The following is a 19862-nucleotide window of genomic DNA, read 5'->3' as shown; positions in this document are numbered from 1 at the left end:
TGGCAGGCGCTATGGCAGGCCTTCTTCATACTGCTTCCTCAAGAATGATATCGGCGATGCGCTCGGCGGCATCGACCTTGGCCAGGGCACGCGCGGCTTGCGCCATCTGCATGCGGCGGGCGGGATTTTCGGACAGTTCGCGCAGCAGTGCGGCAATGCCGTCGGCCAGCGTTCCGTCCTGCTTCAGCAACACGGCTGCGTTGCGCTCCACCAGATACTCCGCGTTGCGGGTCTGGTGGTCATCAACGGCGGCGGGGAATGGCACCAGCACACTGCCCACGCCCACCGCGCACAGCTCGGCCAGGGTGGACGCGCCGGAACGGCACACCACCAGGTCGGCCCAGGCGAAGGCGTCGGCCATGTCGGCGATGAAGGGCGTGATCTCAGCCTGCACACCGGCCTTGGCATACGCCTCGACCGCTTCGGCGTGCATCTTCTCGCCGCTCTGGTGGCGCACCTGCACCGCCACGCCGGCGCCGAGCGCGGCAATGGCCTGCGGCACGCCGGTGTTCAGCGCACGTGCGCCCTGGCTGCCACCGACCACCAGCACGCGCAGCGGACCGTGACGGTCGGCGAAGCGCTGTTCCGGCGGTGCGATGGCGGCGATTTCCGCGCGCACCGGATTGCCGACGAACTCCTCGCCCTTGGCGAAGGTCCCGGGGAAGCCGGTCAGCAGGCGGCGCGCGTAGCGTGACAGGATGCGGTTGGTCAGGCCCGGCGCACGGTTCTGTTCGTGCACGATCAGCGGCAGGCCATGCAGGCGCGTGGCCATGCCACCGGGACCGGACGCGAAGCCACCGAAGGCGACCACGGCACGCGGCTGGCGCTGGCGGATGATCATGCCGGCCGCACGCAGCGCGCGCATCAGCCGCCACGGTGCGGCCAGCAGGGCCAGCTTGCCCTTGCCGCGCAGCCCGGTGATGGCCAGCGTATCGATGTGGATGCCGTGCTGCGGCACCAGGCGGGTTTCCATCGCGCCGTCGGCGCCCATCCAGGTGACCGGCACGCCACGTTCGCGCAGCACGCGGGCCACGGCCAGGCCGGGGAAGATGTGGCCGCCGGTACCGCCGGCCAGGATCATCACCGGGCGGTTGCTGGCGGTGGGGGTCGGGGCGGCACTCATGACAGCCTCCCGAAGGTCGGTTCAATGCGCGACTGCAGGCGGCTGGTGCCACGCGCGGCGGCCGAAGGCGCTGCCGCGGCCGCCGTGCTGGCCGCAGCGTTGGCCACCGAAGGCGCCGCTGCCGGGGCCGCCGGGGCTGCCGGCGCGCTGGCCGCTGCCACCGGCGCGCCTTCGTCGGCCGCGCCGATGCGTACGGCCTGACGGCGCTCGGCACGCTTCAGTTCATAGGACACGCGCAGCAGCAGGCCCATCGCCACGCAGGTCATCAGCACCGACGAACCGCCGGACGAGATCAGCGGCAGGGTCAGGCCCTTGGTCGGCAGGATGCCCAGGTTCACGCCGATCGAGACGAAGGTCTGCATGCTGATCCACAGGCCGATGCCGAAGGCGATGTAACCGGAGAAGTGGCGCTTCATTTCCACGCAGCGCATGCCCAGCCAGAAGGTGCGGCCCACCAGCAGCGCGTACAGGGCGATGATCACGCAGGTGCCCAGGAAGCCGAATTCCTCGGCGGTGACCGAGAAGATGAAGTCGGTATGCGCTTCGGGCAGGTAGTACAGCTTCTGCACCGAATTGCCCAGGCCCACGCCGGTCCACTCACCGCGGCCCACCGCCATCAGCGCGTTGGACAGCTGGTAGCCGTCGCCCTGCTGGTCGGCCCACGGGTCCAGGAACGAGGTGATGCGGCGCATGCGGTACGGCTCGATGATGGCCAGCGCGCTCATGCCCACCAGGCCGATCACCACCGGCATCGACATGCGCGGCATGTTCACCCCGCCCAGCACCAGCATGCCGGCGGTGATGGCCAGCAGCAGGGTGGACGAACCGAAGTCGGGCTGCAGCAGCAGCAGCACCACCAGCGCACCGGCCACGCCCAGCGGCTTCAGCATGGCCGGCCAGGTCGCGTTCACTTCATCGCGGAAGCGCACCAGGTAGCTGGACAGCCAGACGATGTAGAGCACCTTCACCGCTTCCACGGTCTGGAACTTGGAAATACCCAGGTTGATCCAGCGGCGGGCGCCGTTCACGCTGCTGCCCAGGCCGGGAATGAACACCACCAGCAGCAGCGCGAAGCAGCCCAGCAGCAGCACCTGGTTGTACTGCTCGATCGACTTCAGTTCGGTGCGCGCGGCGATGACCGCCAGCACGATGCCCACCGCCAGGAAGATCAGGTGGCGGTTGAGGTAGTAGAACGGGCTGCTCATCAGCGCGATCGAACTGGACGCCACCATCACCACGCCCACGCCCGTGAGCGCGATGATCGCGCCCAGCAGCCACTTGTCGTAGCTGCCTTCGATGGCTTCAAGGCGGGTTGCCTGGCGCGACAGGTCGTTCATGCTCAGCGCACCTTCAACGTGGCCAGGCCGATCAGCACCAGCACCACCGAGATGATCCAGAAGCGCACGATCACGCGCGGTTCGGGCCAGCCCTTCAGTTCGAAGTGGTGGTGGATGGGCGCCATGCGGAACACGCGCTTGCCGGTCAGCTTGAACGAGGCGACCTGGATCATCACCGACAGCGTTTCGATGACGAACACGCCGCCCATGATCACCAGCACCAGTTCCTGGCGGGTGATCACTGCGATCGTGCCCAGCACCGCGCCCAGCGACAGCGCGCCGATGTCGCCCATGAAGACCATGGCCGGATAGGTGTTGAACCACAGGAAGCCCAGGCCCGCGCCGGCAATGGCCGCGCAGATGATGACCAGCTCACCGGCACCGGGAATCTGCGGAATCTGCAGGTAGTTGGCGAACACCACGTTGCCCGACGCATAGGCGAACACGCCCAGCGCGCAGGCCACCAGCACCGTGGGCATGATCGCCAGGCCGTCCAGGCCGTCGGTCAGGTTCACCGCATTGGAGAAGCCGACGATCCAGAAATAGGCGATGGCCACGAAGCCGATGCCGGCCAGCGGCAACGCCACCGACTTGAACATCGGAATATAGAAGGTCAGCGCCGCCGGCACATCGGCGGTCTGGAACAGGAAGATGCCCGCGGCCAGGCCGAAGATCGACTGCAGCAGGTACTTCCAGCGCGACTTCAGACCGTTCGGGTCGCGGCGCACGATCTTGATCCAGTCGTCGTACCAGCCGATGGCACCGAAGCACAGCATCACGGCCAGCACCAGCCACACGTAGCGGTTGCGCAGGTCGGCCCACATCAGCACCGACAGGGTGACGGTGAGCAGGATCAGCGAACCGCCCATGGTGGGCGTGCCGGCCTTGGAGAAGTGGGTCTGCGGGCCATCGGTACGGATCGGCTGGCCGCCCTTGAACTGGGCCAGCCGGCGGATCACCGCCGGGCCAAGCCACAGCGACAGGAACAGCGCCGTCAGCGCGGCCAGGATCGCGCGGAAGGTCTGGTAGTTGAACAGCCCGAACAGGCTCTCCAACTGCTGCAACCATCGAGCCAGTTCATACAACATGCGGGGATTCCTCTCCTTGCGCCAGCAGCGCTTTGACGATCAGGTCCATGGCACTGCCACGGGAACCCTTGACCAGGCAGCGCACACCAGCGTGCAACTCGTCCTGCAGCGCCTTCGACAGCGCATCATGGGTGGCGAAATGGCGGCCACCTTCACCGAAGGCAACCGCGGCGGCGGCGCTGAGCGGGCCCAGCGCGTACAGACGCTTCAGACCGGCCGCGCGGGCGCGCAGGCCGGCCTGCGCGTGCAGGGCCTCGGCATCGGGGCCCAGCTCGCGCATGTCACCCAACACCAGCCAACCCTCTTCCGGCGCAGCGGCCAGGGCATCGATGGCCGCAGCCAGCGAACCGGGGTTGGCGTTGTAGCTGTCATCGACCAGCACCGCACCGCTGTGCAGGGTGTGGGCGATCTGGCGGCCCGGCACCGGCTGCGCGGTGGCCAGGCCGGCGGCCACCAGGTCCAGGCCGATGCCTGCACCCAGCGCCAGGCTGGCAGCGGCCAGCGCATTGCTGATGTTGTGGCGGCCGGGCAGACCCAGCACCACGCCCACCTCGCCCTGCGGCGCAACCAAGGTGAACTGGCTGCCCTGCGCACCGGCGCGGATATCGCGCGCGGTGACGTCGGCGCTGTGGTCCAGGCCGTAGCGCAGCACACGGCAGCGCGCCGGGGTACCGACGAAATGCTGTTCGAACCAGCGGCCGTAGGCATCGTCCACGTTGATTACCGCCACGCCATCGGCCGGCAGTGCCGCGTAGATCGCGCCCTTGGTGACCGCCACGCCGAGCAGGCTGCCCATGCGTTCCAGGTGCGCCGGTGCGATGTTGTTCACCAGCGCGTAGCGCGGGCGGGCGATGTCGGTCAGGTAGGCGATGTCGCCCGGCTTGCCGGCGCCCATCTCGTAGACGGCGTAGTCGGCATCTTCCGGTGCATCGATCACCGCCAGCGGCAGGCCGATCTCGTTGTTGCGGTTGCCGGGGTTGGCGTACACCACCTTGTGGGCGTGCGCGGCCACCTGCTGCAGGATCGACAGCAACAGGCTCTTCACGCTGGTCTTGCCGTTGCTGCCGGTGATCGCGAACACCTCGGTGCGACGGTCGCGCTGCATGCCGGCGGCGATCTTCGCCAGGGCCAGTTCGCTGTCAGCCACCAGCACCTGCGGCACGTCCAGCGGCAGCAGGCGCTCGACCAGGAGCGCACTGGCGCCGCGTGCCTGCGCGTCGGCGGCGAAGTCATGGCCGTCGAAACGCTCGCCGCGCAGGGCCACGTACAGGCTGCCCGCACCCAGGCTGCGGGTGTCATTGCTGACCGCGTCGATGGCCACGTCGTCGCCGTGGATCTCGCCACCGGCCCAGTGTGCGATCAGCGAAAGCAGGGTGCGCTTCATGCCGCACCCTCCCCGGCCAGCACACCGGCCTTGGCGGCCAGCGCCGCGGCCGACACTTCGGTGTCATCGAAGTCGTGGCGCACGCCGTTCACTTCCTGGTAGGGCTCGTGGCCCTTGCCGGCGATCAGGATGATGTCGCCCGCAGCGGCACGCTTCACGGCCAGGCCGATCGCCCGCGCGCGGCTGCGCTGCACGGTCACGGCCGAGGCATCGGTGAAGCCGGCCAGGATGTCGGCCACGATCGCGTCGCCGTCTTCGCCACGCGGGTTGTCGTCGGTCACGATGACCTGGTTGGCCAGGCGCTCGGCAATGGCCGCCATCTGCGGGCGCTTGCCGGTATCGCGCTCGCCACCGCAGCCGAACACGCAGTACAACGTGCCCTGCAGGTGGCCGTGCAGGCTTTCAAGCGCCTGTTCCAGCGCATCGGGGGTGTGTGCGTAGTCGACCACCACGGTGGGCAGGCCGTTCTCGCCGCCCAGGCGGTTCATGCGGCCGCGGATCGGCTGCAGCGCCGACAGCACGGCGGCGATGCGCTGCAGCGGCTGACCCAGCGCATGCAGGCTGCCGGCCACGGCCAGCAGGTTGTCCACGTTGAAGCGGCCCAGCAGCGGCGACTGCACCGCAGCGCGTGCGCCGTCGATCACCAGTTCGAAGCCGATGCCGCGGCCATCCAGCTGCAGGGCTTCGGCACGCACGCGGGCGCCCTCGGCGCCACGCGAACTCAGGCCAATGGGCTGCACGCCGGCCGGCAGACCCGCAAACAGCTGGCGACCGAACGCATCGTCCAGGTTCACCACCGCGGCCTTCAGGTCCGGGCGGTGGAACAGGCGTGCCTTGGCCGCGCCGTAGCTGGCCATGTCGCCGTGGTAATCCAGATGGTCGCGGGTGAGGTTGGTGAACACCGCCACGTCGTAGTGCACCGCATCCACGCGGCCCTGGTCGAGCGCGTGCGAGCTCACTTCCATGGCCACGGCCTGCGCACCGTCGGCGCGCAGCTGCGCCAGCAGCGCATGCATCTGCAGCACCAGCGGGGTGGTGAAGCCGGTCGGTTCCACCGCGCCATAAAGACCGGCACCCAGGGTGCCGATACTTCCACTGGGCGTGCCGAGCAGGTGCCAGGCCTGGGCCAGCAGCTGCACGGTGGAGGTCTTGCCGTTGGTGCCGGTCACGCCCACCATGGTCATGGCGCGCGACGGCGCGCCATGGAACTGGTCAGCCATCGCGCCCAGGCGGGCACGCAGGCCGGGCACGGCGATGGCGTCGGCCGGCGCAGGCAGTTCGGCCGGGGCCGGCGGTTCAAACAGGATGGCGCTGGCACCGGCGGCACGCGCCTGGTCGACGAAGCCGAGGCCATGCGCGCCGAAGCCGGCAATCGCCACGAAGGCATTACCGGGGCGCACGGCACGGCTGTCCAGCACCAGGCCGGTCAGAACGGGATCATTGCCCGCCAGGGCAACGTCGGGAAGCAACTGCGAAAGCAACATCGAAGGGCTCATTGCGTGCCTCCCGCGGGCGGGGCCGGCACATGGTTCTGCGCGCTGGGCAGCGCGGCGTCGAATTCGGCGGCGGCATCGGCCGGCAACGCGGTTTCAGCCGGCGGTGCCGGCAGGATGGACGCCGAATGGCCCATCTTTCCGGACTGCTGGGCGGCCAGCCACGACTGCAGGTCGTCCAGCGGCACATCCATCAGCCGCAGGGTGCCTTCCATCACGTTGTGGTACACCGGCGCCGAGACCAGACCGCCATAGAACTTGCCGCCCTGCGGGTCGTTGATGACGATGACGGTGGCAAAGCGCGGGTTGGTGGCCGGCACCACGCCGGCGAACAGCGAGTTGTAGTGGCCACGCTCATAGCCACCCGGGCCGGCCTTGCGCGCCGTACCGGTCTTGCCGGCCACGTGGTAGCCCAGCACCGCCGCCTGCTTGGCGCCGCCCTGGGTCACCACGGTTTCCATCATGGCCACCACTTCCTTGGCCACGGCCGGATCGATGATCTGCTTGCCTTCGTTGCGCTGGCCCTTCACGAAGGTCGGCGCGATCAGCTTGCCGCCGTTGGCCAGGGCCGAATAAGCCGTGGCGATCTGCAGCGGAGTGACATTCAGGCCGTAGCCGTAGGACATGGTGGTCTTGGACGTACCCGACCACCGCGCCGGGCGCAGCACCACACCACCGGATTCACCGGGGAAACCACTGTGCGGCACCGAACCGTAACCGAAGCTGCGGATCGAATCGTAGAAGGTCTGGTCGGGCAGCTTGGCCGCAACCTTGGCAGCGCCCACGTTCGAACTGCGGGTGATCACGCCGGTCACGTTGAGCACGCCGTTGTTGCGCGGCACGTCGCGGATGGTGAAGCGGCCCAGGGTCATGTAGCCCGGGTTGGTGTCGATGATGGTGTCCTTGGTCACCACCCCGGCCTGCAGCGCCGTGGCAATGGTCAGCGGCTTCATCGTCGAGCCCGGCTCGACCAGGTCGGTCACGGCGCGGTTGCGACGCGTGTCCGGCACCGCACCGTTCAGCGAATTCGGGTTGTAGGTCGGCAGGTTGACCATGGCCAGGATCTCGCCGGTGGCCACGTCCATGATCACCATCGAACCGCCGGCCGCCTTGTTGGCCACCAGTGCGTTGCGCAGTTCCTTGAACGCCAGGTACTGGATGCGGCGATCGATGCTGAGGGTCAGGTCCTTGCCCGGCTCGGCGGCGCGCAGCAGATCGCTTTCCACCGTTTCGCCCTTGCGGTTGCGGATCACCCGCTTGGCGCCGGCCTTGCCGCGCAGCCATTCGTCGAAGGCCAGCTCCAGCCCTTCCTGGCCGCGGTCGTCGATGTTGGTGAAGCCAAGCACGTGCGCCATCGCCTCACCCTGCGGGTAGAAGCGGCGGAACTCGCGCTGTGCGGCCACGCCCGGAATCTTCAGCGCCACCACCTTCTCTGCTTCGTCCGGATTGATCCGGCGGCGCAGGTACATGAATTCCTTGTCCGACTTCTGCGACAGGCGGCTGCTCAGTTCATCCACCGACATGCCCACGGCCTGGGCCAGTTCGGGAATGCGCTCGGGCGAGCGCAGCAGGTCCTGCGGGTTCACCCAGATCGAGGCGACCGGGGTGGACACCGCCAGCGGCTCGCCGTTGCGGTCGGTGATCATGCCGCGCGAGGTCTTGATCGGCAGCTCGCGCAGGTAACGCGCTTCGCCCTGGCGCTGGTAGAAATCGGCGTTGACGATCTGCACGTAGGCGGCGCGGCCGACCAGCGAGACCGAGCACAGGCCGAGCGCCAGGGCGACCCAGCGCAGGCGCTGGCGCAGGTTGAAGGCGTTGCGCGGGCGGTTGCGGCCGGTCTTGCTCATGGGCGCACCACTACCACATCGGCGGCTTCAGGGAACTTCATGCCCAGCTTTTCGCGCGCGATGCGGTCCACCCGGTTGGCCTCGGCCAGGGTGGCCTGTTCCAGCTGCAGGCGGCCGAACTCCAGGTTGATGTCATCGCGCGTGCGCTCGGCGCGCGACAACTCGATGAACGTCTGCCGGTGACGGTGACGCACGAACACGACGCCGATCGCCGAGGCCACGGTGCAGGCCAACAGGATGATCAGCAGCAGCCGGCTCATGCATCGGCCTCCCGCTTCTGGGCCACGCGCAGCACGGCGCTGCGGGCACGCGGGTTGGCGGCCAGTTCTTCGTCGGTGGCCTTGATGGCGCCGCCGATCAGATCCAGGGTCGGCACGAACACCTCTGCTTCGGGCAGGCGGCGGTTGGCCGGCGGCGCCTTGGCCAGGCGGTTCATGTACTGCTTGACGATGCGGTCTTCCAGCGAATGGAAGCTGATCACCGCCAGGCGACCACCGGGCTTGAGCCGTTCCACGGCCGCATCCAGTCCGGCTTCCAGATCGGCCAGCTCGCGGTTGATGTGGATGCGGATGGCCTGGAAGCTGCGCGTGGCCGGGTGGATCTTGTCTTTGCCACGCGGCATCACCGAGGCGATCAGCTCGGCCAGTTCGGCGGTGCGGGTGAACGGCTGCTTCTCGCGGCGGGCAACGATGGCACGGGCGATGCGGCGGCTCTGCCGCTCCTCGCCGTAGGTCCACAGCACGTCGGCGATCTCGCGATCTTCCACGCGGTTGATCCACTGCGCGGCGCTTTCACCGCTGTCCGGGTCCATGCGCATGTCCAGCGGGCCGTCCTTGCCGAAGCTGAAACCGCGTTCGGCCACGTCCAGCTGCGGCGAGGACACGCCCAGGTCGAACAGCACGCCGTCCAGACCTTCGGCCGTCTCGTTCCACTGCAGCAGCTGGGCGAAGCTGCCACGGAAGATGGACACGCGCGGGTCCGGCGCGAAATCGCGTTCGGCAACGGCAATGGCTTCCGGATCCTTGTCCATGACCAGCAGGCGCCCCTCGGGACCGAGCTGGGTAAGCACGCCACGTGCATGACCGCCACGACCGAACGTGCCATCCAGATAACGTCCGTTTTCGATCACCCTCAGGCCTTCGATGACCTGGGTGTACAGGACCGGCAGGTGCACCGCCGGCGACTGCGACACCGGAAGGTGACCGGTCTGCGCTTCTGGGCGCATCCGGGCACCCCGGCTCACAACTTCAGATCGAGAAGCCCATCACCCAGATCCTCGTCAGACAATGTCTGCTGGATCAGGGCCCGATGCGCCTGCTCGCTCCACAATTCAAACTTGTCGCCCATACCGAGCAATACCGCCTTCTTTTCAATGCCCACCGCACCGCGGTGGCTGGCGGGAATGCTGATACGACCGTTGCCGTCCAGCTCGAGGTGGGCGGCCGAGCCGACCAGCTTCTGCTGCAACAGGCGCACGACGCGCTGGGTGTTGGGCTTGGACATCACATCGTCGCGGACCCGTTCCCATTCCGACTCTGCATACAGCCACAGGCAGCCGGCTTCGAACGGGTTGTAGGTCAGGACAAGACGGTTGTTGCTGGCACGCGCGACCAGGTCGCGGTAGGCGGTGGGAACCGCCATGCGTCCTTTGTCGTCAACTGTGATGGCCGTCTCGCCCTGGAACACGACGCGTGCACCTATCCTTCGCCCGGTGAAACATTGAACCACGAAAACCCACAAAACACCCGGATTTCCCTCTGATGCCCACCTTAGCAGCGGGCCAAGGGTTGTCAACAACTTTTCAGTAGGGAAATCGCCTGCCGCATCAATGGCTTGCAGCAATGTTTAGAGAATTGTTCAAGGCTTATCCACAAGTTGCTGATCCGTCTCAATTTTTGAGATTGAACCGAAGTTCAGGGGCGTGTAGAAGGCGTGAAACATCGGCCGCGCATTCATCCAGTTCGCGCTGAAAGCGGCGCCACAATGCGCAAACCGGGCACAATGACGCCATGTGCCTGCTTGCTCTTGGCTGGCTTCAGCACCCGCGCTGGCGGTTGGTGATGGTCGGCAACCGCGATGAGTTCCACGCCCGCCCCACGGCGGCGCTGGCCCCCTGGGAAAACGAACCGGCGATCATCGGCGGGCGCGACCTGCGCTCGGGTGGCGGCTGGGCCGGGGTGGGAACGGAGGGCCGCATGGCGGTGGTCACCAATGTGCGCGACCCGCTGGCCGCACAGAGCGGGCCGTCGCGTGGCGCGCTGGTGGCCGATTTCCTGCGCGGGCGCGATCCCGCCGGCGCGCACATGGACCGTCTGGCAGCGGTGGCCGGCGCCTACGCCCCGTTCAACCTGCTGCTGGCCGATGGCCAGACCCTGGAATACCTGGGCAACTACCCCGCCGAACGGCAGACGCTGGATGCGGGCGTGCACGGCATGTCCAACGGCGCCCTGGACGCCCCGTGGCCCAAGACCCGCCGGCTGATGGCCGCGCTCTCGGCCTGGCTGGAAGAAGAAGGGGTCGGATCCCTTTCGCAAAGCGAAAGGGCTCTGACCCCGGACCTGACCCCACTCTGGGAAGCCCTCGCCGACGAACATCGCCCGGCCGACAGCGACCTGCCCGACACCGGCATCGGCCTGGAGCGCGAGCGCTGGCTCAGCCCCGCCTTCATCCGCGGTGACGACTACGGCACCCGCGCCAGCACCGTGCTGCTGATCGACCACGACGGCCACGGCCAGATGCACGAGCGCCGCTTCGGCGCGCAGGGCGCGTTCCTGGGCGAAAGCCACGTCGCGTTCTAAGTAGAGTCGAGCTTGCTCGACTGTCCGTACGTGGCGCAATGCAGTCGAGCAAGCTCGACTCTACGCACGAGCGGCCCCATGCTTGGGCGTGCCTGGTAGATCCACGCCATGCGTGGATGGGCACTCGAAAAAGGAGGCGGAGCCGGCCGATAAGCCGGGTTCTGTCGTGGACAGTCATTCCTCTAGGCGTTACGTCACCGCAACGCTCAAGCAACCTACCCGGATCCAACGCGGGCCGCGCCAAAGGATCCCTATTTGGTCTTGCTCCAGGTGGGGTTTGCCGTGCCGGTCTGTTACCAGACTCGCGGTGCGCTCTTACCGCACCATTTCACCCTTACCGGCCTTCCGAAGAAGACGTAGGCGGTATCTTTCTGTTGCACTTTCCGTCGGCTTGCGCCGCCCAGGCGTTACCTGGCACCTTGCCCTATGGAGCCCGGACTTTCCTCGGCACCCCCGAAGGGACGACGCGACTGTCTGGCCGACTCCGCCAGCGCACATTCTAGCTTACGCGCGGCCTTCCTGCCCGGTTGATCGCGGCACGCGGCGCGTTCATCCGCGCGTGGCGTGGATCTACCGATCGCGCGGCCCTAGTGGGTGCGGACCTTGGTCCGCACACTCCATCAACTTCCGTACAACGCCTTGCGCGGGGCGCCGGTCAGTTCGGCGGCCAGCTTGGCGGCGGTGGACGGCGGCAGGTGCTCGCTCAGCTTAGCGTAGACCCGGCGGCCCTCGGCCAGCTTGGCTTCTTCATCGTCGCCGGCGCCCTGCACCATCACCACGAACTCGCCCTTGCGCTGGTTGTCGTCGGCTTCCACCCGCGCCAGCAGGCTGGCCAGATCGCCATCGAGCACGGTCTCGAACAGCTTGGTCAGCTCACGCGCCAGCACCGCCGGGCGGTCGCCGCCGAAGATGGCGGCCATGTCGGCCAGCGATTCGGCAATGCGGTGCGAGGATTCATAGAACACCATCGTGCGCACTTCACCGGCCAGCGCCTGCAGGCGGTCGCGGCGGCCGCTGGCCTTGGCCGGCAGGAAGCCCTCGAAACTGAAGCGGTCGCTGGGCAGGCCAGCCACGCTCAGCGCGGCGATGGCGGCGCAGGCACCCGGAATGGGGCTGACCTTGATACCGGCCGCACGGGCCGCGCGCACCAGGCGGAAGCCCGGGTCGCTGACCAGCGGGGTGCCGGCATCGCTCACCAGTGCCAGCGATTCACCGGCCTGCAGCCGCGACACCAGGCGCTGGGCCAGGGCCTCTTCATTGTGTTCGTGCAGGGCCACCAGCGGCTGCTGGATGCCGAAATGGGACAGCAGCTGGCCGCTGCGGCGGGTGTCTTCGGCACAGATGGCCGCCACCGAACGCAGCACCTCCTGCGCGCGCGGGCTCAGATCGGCCAGGTTGCCGATCGGCGTGGCGACGACGTACAGGGTTGGCACACTCATTTCAGCGGTACTCACGGGGCAAGGGTAGAATCGTAGCGTGTACCTGGCCAAGGCCGCTGCCCTCATCGCATGGACCCGATCATGAACAAGCCCGCCGCACGGATCTCCGCCCTGTCGCTCTCGCTGATGCTGCTGGCCGGTTGTGCCACCACCAGCCTGACCAGCGCGCCCGAATCGCCGGCCCAGAGCCAGGCGCTGGCGCTGATTGAACAGGGCAAGCCGCGCGACGCGGCCCTGCAGCTGGAAGCGCAGGCCGCCACCCTGCGCGGCACCGCCCGCAGCAATACCCTGGCCGACGCGGCATGGGCCTGGCACCTGGCCGGTGACAGCGCCCGCGCGCGCAGCCTGCTGGGCCAGCTGACCGCCCGCCAGCTGAGCGGTGCCAGCCTGCAGCGCTTCCAGCTGGCCAGCGCCGAGCTGGCACTGGCCGACAAGCAGCCGGCACAGGCCCTGGCCCTGCTGAAGGAGCACGGCGACAACGTGCACCCCAGCCTGCGTACCCGCTGGTACCTGGCCCGCGCCAGCGCCCTGCAGGCCAGCGGTGACAGCTTCGCCGCAGCGACCGAGCGTGCCCGCGCCCATGCCGGCCTGACCGGCACCGCCCGCAACGAGAACCAGGCCGCGATCGCCGGCCTGCTGGGCACGCTGGACGATGCCACCCTGCGCAGCCGCGCCGCCGCGCTGCCGGCCAACGACCCGCTGTACAACTTCGCCGGCCGCGCCCTGATTGCGCGCGGCCTGCCGCTGCCGCGCCCGTTCGACCGCGACGGCGCGGCCCAGTTCGACACCAGCAAGCGCCCGCCGGCCATGAGCGATGGCTACCGCCCGCCGGCGAAGATGGCCGTGCTGCTGCCGCTCAGCGGCCGCCTGGCCACCGCGGCACAGCCGGTGCGTGATGGCCTGCTGGCCGCGTACTACGGCGAAAGCCGGCGCCGCCCGGAGATCAACTTCTTCGATACCGCCGGCACCCCGGCCGGTGCACTGGCCGCCTATGACAAGGCGGTGGCCTCGGGCGTGGACTTCGTGGTTGGCCCGCTGGGCCGCGACGAGGTGGACGCGGTGTACGGCCGCGCCCAGCTGCCGGTGCCGGTGCTGGGCCTCAATCGCGGCAAGGACGCGCCGCCGGCCGGCAGTGCCGGGTTCTCGCTGGCGCCGGAAGACGATGGCATCGTCGCCGCCGAATACCTGCGTGGCCGCGAGCGCAGCAAGGCGCTGGTGATCAACAGCAGTGACGAGACCGGCCGCCGCGCCGCCGCCGCCTTCGCGCAGCGCTTTGCCCAGCGCGGTGGCACGGTTGCCGCCACCGTCAGCATCAGCGACGCGGTGGGCGATGTGGGCGCCCAGGTCCGCAATGCGGGCCAGGTCGATGCCGTGTTCCTGGCCGTGCGTGCGCCGCAGGCCCGCCTGCTGGCCCCGCAGCTGGCCCTGGCCGGTGCCGGTGGCGCCACCCGCGTGGGCACCTCGCAGTTGACCACTGGCAGCGGCAAGGTGGAAGAGGACGTGGCGCTGGACGGCATCATCTACCCCAACGAAGCCTGGAACGTACGCAGCGTGTCCGGCCTGCCCTCGGCCGCCCAGGTGGCGCAGACCCTGCCCAGCGCGCGCGGTGCGGCCAGTCGCCTGTTCGCCTTCGGCGCCGATGCCTGGAAGATCAGCGCCTACCTGGAAAAGCTGTCCAACGAAGGTGGCCTGGATGGCGCCACCGGCACGCTGTACCTGGACAGCAACGGCAACATCCTGCGCCAGCCGGCGTGGTCCACCTTCAGTGGTGGCCGCCCGATGCCGATCGCCGGTGGTCGCTGAGCATCTGCAACGGGGCTCGGCGGTGGAAGCCGCCGCCGAGCAGCACCTGCAACAGGCCGGCCTGCAGCCGCGCGCGCGCAACGTGCGCTACCGCGGCGGCGAACTGGACCTGGTGATGGAAGACGCCGGCATCGTAGTGTTCGTGGAAGTGCGCTACCGCGCACGTTCGGACTTCGGTAGTGGTGCGGCCACGGTGGATGTGCGCAAGTGCCGACGTGTGGCGCATGCCGCGTTGCTGTACCTGCAGGACCATCCCGCGCTGGCCGATGCGCCTTGCCGCTTTGATGTGGTGGAAGCTACGGGTGAACCGCCGCAGCTGTCTTGGCTGCGCGATGCATTCCGCTTGGATGATTGCTGATGGGTACCGTCCGCCTTGGTAGAGACCGACCTTGGTCGGCGTTTCTGTGCCAACCAAGGTTGGCACCTACCAGAGCGCAGCTTGGCCGGCACTACCATGGTGCGTGACTGATGCCTTCGATCATCACCCACGCCGCCGTGCCGCTGGCATTGTGGTGCGCCGCCGATCGCGGCCGCATTCCGCCGTGGCTGCTGGCCGCTGGCGTGGTGGCAGCGATGTTGCCCGATGCCGATGTGCTGGCGTTCGTGCTGCACATTCCCTATGCCGATGCGTTCGGGCATCGCGGGGCCAGCCATTCGCTGTTGTTTGCCGGGTTGTTGGCGATGTTGGCAGCGTTGGTGGCGTTCTTTGGTCGTCGCCGACCTTGGTCGGCGCCACACAGCTCCGGTAGTCGCCGACCTTGGTCGGCGGTTTCGTGCCAACCAAGGTTGGCACCTACCACGGCGCGGCCAACGGTGGCGTCCACGCTACAGGCGGCGGTATTCGTCTTCGTCTGCGCGGCCAGCCATCCCCTGCTCGACGCCATGACCTCCGGCGGCCTGGGTGTTGCCCTGGCCTGGCCGTGGAGTGAACACCGCTTCTTCGCGCCCTGGCGGCCGATCCGCGTTTCGCCTTTCGCTCCGCAGTTCTTCAGCGCACGTGGCGTGGCCACGCTGCTGTCGGAACTGCGCTGGGTGTGGCTGCCGCTGGCCACTGCAGTTGTCGCCTGGAAACTGATCCAACCTGCCCCTGCTGTCCCGCGAGAACCGTCATGAGTACTGCCCTGCCCGCCGCCCTGGTTGCCGAACTGTCCGTCCTGCTGGGCGCGGAGGGCTGGCGCATGGATGACAACGCGCTGGAAGCGAACGCGCAGGACAATTCCTGGCGCCGCCAGCGCCCGGCGGCCGTTGCTCTGCCGGCCGATATCGAACAGGTGCAGGCGCTGGTGCGCGCGTGCCGGTCGCATGGCGTGGCACTGGTCGCGCGCGGCGCCGGCACCGGCACCACCGGTGCGGCCGTGCCGCTGCCGGGCAGCATCGTGCTGTCGTTCACCCGCATGGACCGCATCGTCGAGATCCGTGCCGGTGATCGCTGCGCCGTGGTGCAGCCCGGTGTCTTGAACGGCACCCTGCAGCAGGCGCTGGCGCCGCACGGCCTGTTCTGGGCACCGGACCCGTCCAGCGCCGAGATCTGCAGCGTGGGCGGCAACCTGGCCTGCAACGCCGGCGGCCCGCGCGCGGTGAAGTACGGCACCAGCCGCGACAACGTGCTCGGCCTGGTGGCGGTCACCGGCAGCGGTGAGGTGATCCGCTGCGGCGGTGCCTACACCAAGGACTCCACCGGCTACGACCTCACCCACCTGCTGGTCGGCAGCGAAGGCACGCTGGCGCTGATCGTGGAAGCCACGTTGAAGCTGACCCCACTGCCGGTCAGCCAGGCCGGCCTGCGCGTGCTGTACCGCGACGCCGATGCCGCGGCTGCAGTCGTATCGCGACTGATGTCGCAGCCGGTGGTGCCCACGCGCTTGGAATTCATGGATGCGCGCAGCCTGGAGCTGCTGCGCTTGAACGGTGCCGAGGTACCGGAGGCTGGCGCGATGCTGCTCGTGGAAGCCGATGGCGACCACGACACCCTGCCCTACCTGCTGCAGGCGCTGGCCACCGCCGCCGAAGGCGACGGCATGATCGAACTGGACGTAGCGATGGAAGGCCGCGCACGCGATCAACTGTGGGCCGCACGCAAGGCATTGTCGCCGGCGCTGCGTACGGTTGCGCCCGGCAAGATCAATGAAGACGTGGTGGTGCCGGTGTCGCGCATCCCGGACCTGGTCGCTGGCGTGCAGGCATTGGCACGCGAGTACACACTGACCATCGTCACCTTCGGCCATGCCGGCAACGGCAACCTGCACGTCAACATCCTCTATCACCCGAATGACGCCAACGAGAACGCGCGCGCGCATGCCGCGCTGCCGAAGATCTTCGAATTGACGCTGGCGCTGGGCGGTACGTTGTCCGGTGAGCACGGCATTGGGCTGGCCAAGCGCGATTTCATGGCGCAGGCGTTCAGCCCGGCCACGCTGGCGACGATGCGCGCGATCAAGGCCGCGCTGGACCCGGATGGGATTCTCAACCCGGGCAAGGTATTGCCGCCGGTGTAACGCTTGATTGAGCGGGTTCATGGCCCATCGCAACAGCGATGGGCCATGAACCCGGCATTTGAGCCTTGTTCGGCTGTTTTCGCTTTTGTAGAGTCAAGCTTGTTCGACGGTTGCCAGAAGCAGTCGAGCAAGCTCGACTCTACCAAAGCCATCCGCGTAGCCTTCATTCTCATCGCGCAGGCGTTCACCCCGGCCACGCTGGCAACGATGCGCGCGATCAAGGCCGCACTGGACCCGCACGGGATTCTCAACCCCGGGCAAAGTGTTGCCGGACCTGGCACGTCTATACGATCCGCGGCGAATGAACGTGCTGCAACGCACCTGCGACACCGTGTCGCAGTCCTGCACGGTGCCTGAAGCGATGCCGGGTGTTGAGCGCGCTTTGCAACTTTTTGCATGGGACGGCGGAGCGCTGGCCGTGACACTGCGGCCAACAAAGACACGTGCTATCGCTTTGAGTCCCCATCCTCACGGGAGTTTCACAGGAACCGAGGCAATACGGCTCCTGACCTGAATACGGTTGGCCCGGTGTGGTGGCGCGTGTCTCCCTCCCTGACACAAGGATTCATCCATGCAGATCGCCCCCGATACCCGCTCAACCTGCGGGCCCACCGTGCGCCCGCTCCTCCGCAGCCTGCTGATCGCGCTGGCGACCCTGCCCGCCGCCGCCGCACTGGCGGGGGACCTTGATGGCCAGACGGCCGACGTTGTCGCTGGCGATCCGGTCGAGGCCTGGACCCTGATCAACGGATCGAAGCTGACTGTGACCGGCGCGCGTAGCAACCAGATCGCCGCCAGCGACACCTCCTCCATCATCCTGGACGGTGCAGAGGTGCATCGTACGGGACTGGCCGCCACTTCCCAGAGTGCCATCAATCTGTATGGCAGTGCCTCTCTGGATGCCACCCGCAGCCGATTCACCGGCGGGGGCATCACGTTGGATGGCCCGGGCGCATCGGCCCGGCTGGTCAGCGGTAGCGTCATCGTCCACACCAACCAATTGGTTCCCACCACCCAGAAGGCGATCGGTGTGGATCTGATCAACCTTGCCACCACCAACGGCGCCAACCCCTACGCGCGGATAGACGCAAGCCGCATCGATGTGCAGGACGCCCCTGGTGGACCGTCGCCGTACGCCAGCGGCCTGGGCGTGCGCCTGCAGGTGGGCGCGATCGACATCGTGAACGGCTCCGGCGTCACCGGTGCAAACGTGGGCGCCCTGCTGTGGGGCGCAGCCAATGGAACCGGCGTTGTCCGCTTGACTGTCGATGACTCCCTGCTGCAATCCGGGCGCGGCGCCGCCGTGCAGGTGATGCCACTGACCGACAACACCTACGACATCGCCGTGGTCAACAACGCTCATCTGGACGGTGGCGACGGCAATCTACTGCTGGTGGGGGCTGACTACACCAGCAGTGCACTTACGGAAGTGAACTTCACCGTTGATGATTCGCGCCTGGCAGGCAACCTCACCTTCGACCGGACCTCCGTCACCAACGGCAGCCTGGACGTGATCCTGCGCAACAAGGCGCAGATCGACGGTCGTTTCCTCAACGTCACCACTGCCAACATCGACAGCGATGCCACCTGGCTGGTGACCGGCGACAGCACTGTCGGCCACCTCACCCTGGGCGCCGGCGGCACTGTGTCGCTGGGCAATGGCAGCAGCTTCAATACCCTCCGCCTGGATGAGTTCACCGGTAACGGCGGCACGCTGCTGTTCAACACGCAGCTGGGCGATGACACCTCGCTGACCGACAAGCTGGTGATCGCCGGCGATGCCAATGGCCAGGCCAATGTGCGCGTACTCAATGCCGGCGGCGCCGGCGCCAGGACCGATCGCGGCATCGAGCTGATCGACATCGGCGGCGCGTCCAACGCGCAGTTCGATCTGGTCGGCCGCGCCGTGGGCGGCCAGTACGAGTACTTCCTGGTGAAGGACGCCAATGGCAACTGGTACCTGCGCTCGGAGCTGGCCACCGTGCCAGACCCGTGCGTGGTGGACCCGAGCCTGCCGGAGTGCAAACCTGTCGATCCTGTCGATCCTGTCGATCCTGTCGATCCTGTTGACCCTGTTGACCCTGTGGAGCCGCCGCTGCCGATCCTGCGCCCGGAAACCGGCGCCTATCTGGCCAACCAGTTCGCGATGGACCAGATGCTGCGCCACAGCTACCGCGATCGCCAGGGCGGCGCCGTTGCGGCGGACGGCATCCGTGGCTGGGCCCGCGTGGACGCCACCCAGAGCAAGCTCGGCGCGGTGGATGATCAGCTCGACCTGCGCGTGGACCGCTCGCGCCTGCAGCTGGGTGCGGATATCGGCGTGTTCGATGACGGCCGTGGCCGCATCGGCGTGATGGGTACCGCCGCACGCAGCAGCGCGACTTCGCGTTCGGACGTGACCGGCTTCAGTGCACGCGGCAAGGTGGAAGGTGGCGCGCTGGGCGTGTACGGCAACTGGGCCAACGACGCCATGTATGTGGATGCCAGCGTGCAGCGCGGCCAGTTCCGCAACCGCGTGCAGGGCGACGGCCTGGCCGAGGAGCGTTACGACTCGGATATCTGGCAGTCGTCGATGGAAGCGGGCTACCGCTTCGGCATCGGTCAGATCGGCAACACCGCGCTGAGCCTGCAGCCGGAGCTGCAGCTGGTCTACACCGATGCGAAGACGGATGTGCATACCGAAACCAACGGCACGGTGGTGCGTGCAGCGGGCAACAACGGCCTGTCTGGTCGCGCCGGCCTGCGCCTGCAGGGTGAGTCGCGCTCGGCCGCGGGTGCCTCGGTCAGCCCGTACCTGGCGGCCAACTGGTACCGCGATGGCGCGGGTAATGGCATCGCCTTTGACGACGAAGTGCTGAAGGCCGGCATTCCGCGCAACCGCTATGAACTGAGCGCGGGTGCACGGGTGCAATTCCGTTCCGGTTTCAGTGCCTGGGGCGGGCTTGGTGTGATGCGCGGTGACAGTGGGTATCGCGAGGCAACCGGTAATCTGTCTGTGGCGTACCGCTGGTAAAGCGCTCTAGGGTCGGATCCCTCTCCCGCCCAAGGGAGGGAT

General features: G+C 67.9%; 17 protein-coding genes and 1 other RNA gene. 7 read left to right on the top strand and 11 right to left on the bottom strand.

Annotated elements, in window-relative coordinates; all coding sequences use genetic code 11:
• Positions 1–25: 25 nt before the first annotated feature.
• From murG to mraZ, 9 genes are read right to left on the bottom strand one after another with little or no spacing between them, the layout of a single operon-like run.
• A complete protein-coding gene (murG, locus tag G4G00_RS01395; protein WP_164270874.1) occupies positions 26–1123 on the bottom strand; it encodes an undecaprenyldiphospho-muramoylpentapeptide beta-N-acetylglucosaminyltransferase in 1098 nt (365 codons plus the stop codon).
• Entirely contained in the window at positions 1120–2460 is a 1341-nt protein-coding gene (ftsW, locus tag G4G00_RS01390; protein WP_108755416.1) for a putative lipid II flippase FtsW, read from the bottom strand. Before ftsW ends, murG begins: the two co-directional genes overlap by 4 nt.
• 2 nt (positions 2461–2462) lie before the next feature.
• Positions 2463–3548: a phospho-N-acetylmuramoyl-pentapeptide-transferase gene (gene mraY, locus G4G00_RS01385; RefSeq protein ID WP_108752178.1), complete on the bottom strand. Its 1086-nt coding sequence runs from the start codon at positions 3546–3548 to the stop codon at positions 2463–2465.
• Complete coding sequence (gene murF, locus G4G00_RS01380; protein ID WP_108752177.1) at positions 3538–4932, bottom strand: UDP-N-acetylmuramoyl-tripeptide--D-alanyl-D-alanine ligase; 1395 nt, start codon at positions 4930–4932, stop codon at positions 3538–3540. Before murF ends, mraY begins: the two co-directional genes overlap by 11 nt.
• Positions 4929–6428 carry a UDP-N-acetylmuramoyl-L-alanyl-D-glutamate--2,6-diaminopimelate ligase gene (locus G4G00_RS01375; protein ID WP_164270872.1) on the bottom strand — a complete coding sequence of 500 codons (1500 nt, stop codon included), beginning with the start codon at positions 6426–6428 and terminating at the stop codon, positions 4929–4931. The genes murF and G4G00_RS01375 overlap by 4 nt, the downstream gene beginning before the upstream one ends.
• Complete coding sequence (locus G4G00_RS01370) at positions 6425–8272, bottom strand: penicillin-binding protein 2 (protein ID WP_108752175.1); 1848 nt, start codon at positions 8270–8272, stop codon at positions 6425–6427. The genes G4G00_RS01375 and G4G00_RS01370 overlap by 4 nt, the downstream gene beginning before the upstream one ends.
• Positions 8269–8532 carry a cell division protein FtsL gene (gene ftsL / locus G4G00_RS01365; RefSeq protein ID WP_108748523.1) on the bottom strand — a complete coding sequence of 88 codons (264 nt, stop codon included), beginning with the start codon at positions 8530–8532 and terminating at the stop codon, positions 8269–8271. The genes G4G00_RS01370 and ftsL overlap by 4 nt, the downstream gene beginning before the upstream one ends.
• On the bottom strand, positions 8529–9497 hold the full coding sequence (gene rsmH, locus G4G00_RS01360) for a 16S rRNA (cytosine(1402)-N(4))-methyltransferase RsmH (protein ID WP_108755412.1): 969 nt from the start codon (positions 9495–9497) through the stop codon (positions 8529–8531). Before rsmH ends, ftsL begins: the two co-directional genes overlap by 4 nt.
• 14 nt (positions 9498–9511) lie before the next feature.
• Positions 9512–9958 carry a division/cell wall cluster transcriptional repressor MraZ gene (gene mraZ, locus G4G00_RS01355; protein WP_004143635.1) on the bottom strand — a complete coding sequence of 149 codons (447 nt, stop codon included), beginning with the start codon at positions 9956–9958 and terminating at the stop codon, positions 9512–9514.
• 323 nt (positions 9959–10281) lie between these two features.
• Here mraZ and G4G00_RS01350 point away from each other — a divergent pair, with 323 nt between their 5' ends.
• Complete coding sequence (locus G4G00_RS01350; RefSeq protein WP_164270870.1) at positions 10282–11070, top strand: NRDE family protein; 789 nt, start codon at positions 10282–10284, stop codon at positions 11068–11070.
• Positions 11071–11204: 134 nt separating this feature from the next.
• Here G4G00_RS01350 and rnpB read toward each other — a convergent pair.
• Positions 11205–11556: RNase P RNA component class A (gene rnpB / locus G4G00_RS01345), an RNA gene on the bottom strand.
• Positions 11557–11690: 134 nt separating this feature from the next.
• On the bottom strand, positions 11691–12509 hold the full coding sequence (rsmI, locus tag G4G00_RS01340) for a 16S rRNA (cytidine(1402)-2'-O)-methyltransferase (protein WP_108752172.1): 819 nt from the start codon (positions 12507–12509) through the stop codon (positions 11691–11693).
• An 81-nt stretch (positions 12510–12590) separates the two neighbouring features.
• Here rsmI and G4G00_RS01335 point away from each other — a divergent pair, with 81 nt between their 5' ends.
• The 6 genes from G4G00_RS01335 (at position 12591) to G4G00_RS01310 (ending at position 19820) form a co-directional block, all read left to right on the top strand.
• Positions 12591–14312: a penicillin-binding protein activator gene (locus tag G4G00_RS01335; RefSeq protein ID WP_108754725.1), complete on the top strand. Its 1722-nt coding sequence runs from the start codon at positions 12591–12593 to the stop codon at positions 14310–14312.
• Complete coding sequence (locus G4G00_RS01330; RefSeq protein ID WP_108752171.1) at positions 14275–14670, top strand: YraN family protein; 396 nt, start codon at positions 14275–14277, stop codon at positions 14668–14670. The genes G4G00_RS01335 and G4G00_RS01330 overlap by 38 nt, the downstream gene beginning before the upstream one ends.
• Positions 14671–14780: 110 nt before the next feature.
• A complete protein-coding gene (locus G4G00_RS01325) occupies positions 14781–15425 on the top strand; it encodes a metal-dependent hydrolase (RefSeq protein ID WP_164270868.1) in 645 nt (214 codons plus the stop codon).
• Entirely contained in the window at positions 15422–16807 is a 1386-nt protein-coding gene (locus tag G4G00_RS01320; protein WP_164270866.1) for an FAD-linked oxidase C-terminal domain-containing protein, read from the top strand. The genes G4G00_RS01325 and G4G00_RS01320 overlap by 4 nt, the downstream gene beginning before the upstream one ends.
• A 45-nt stretch (positions 16808–16852) precedes the next feature.
• A complete protein-coding gene (locus G4G00_RS01315; protein ID WP_164270864.1) occupies positions 16853–17164 on the top strand; it encodes an FAD-linked oxidase C-terminal domain-containing protein in 312 nt (103 codons plus the stop codon).
• A 214-nt stretch (positions 17165–17378) separates the two neighbouring features.
• Positions 17379–19820, top strand: a complete 2442-nt coding sequence (locus tag G4G00_RS01310) for an autotransporter outer membrane beta-barrel domain-containing protein (RefSeq protein WP_164270862.1) — start codon at positions 17379–17381, stop codon at positions 19818–19820.
• Positions 19821–19862 lie beyond the last annotated feature (42 nt).

Source organism: Stenotrophomonas sp. B1-1, assembly GCF_010894375.1.
Lineage (GTDB): Bacteria > Pseudomonadota > Gammaproteobacteria > Xanthomonadales > Xanthomonadaceae > Stenotrophomonas.
This window is presented reverse-complemented; position numbering and strand designations above follow the sequence as displayed.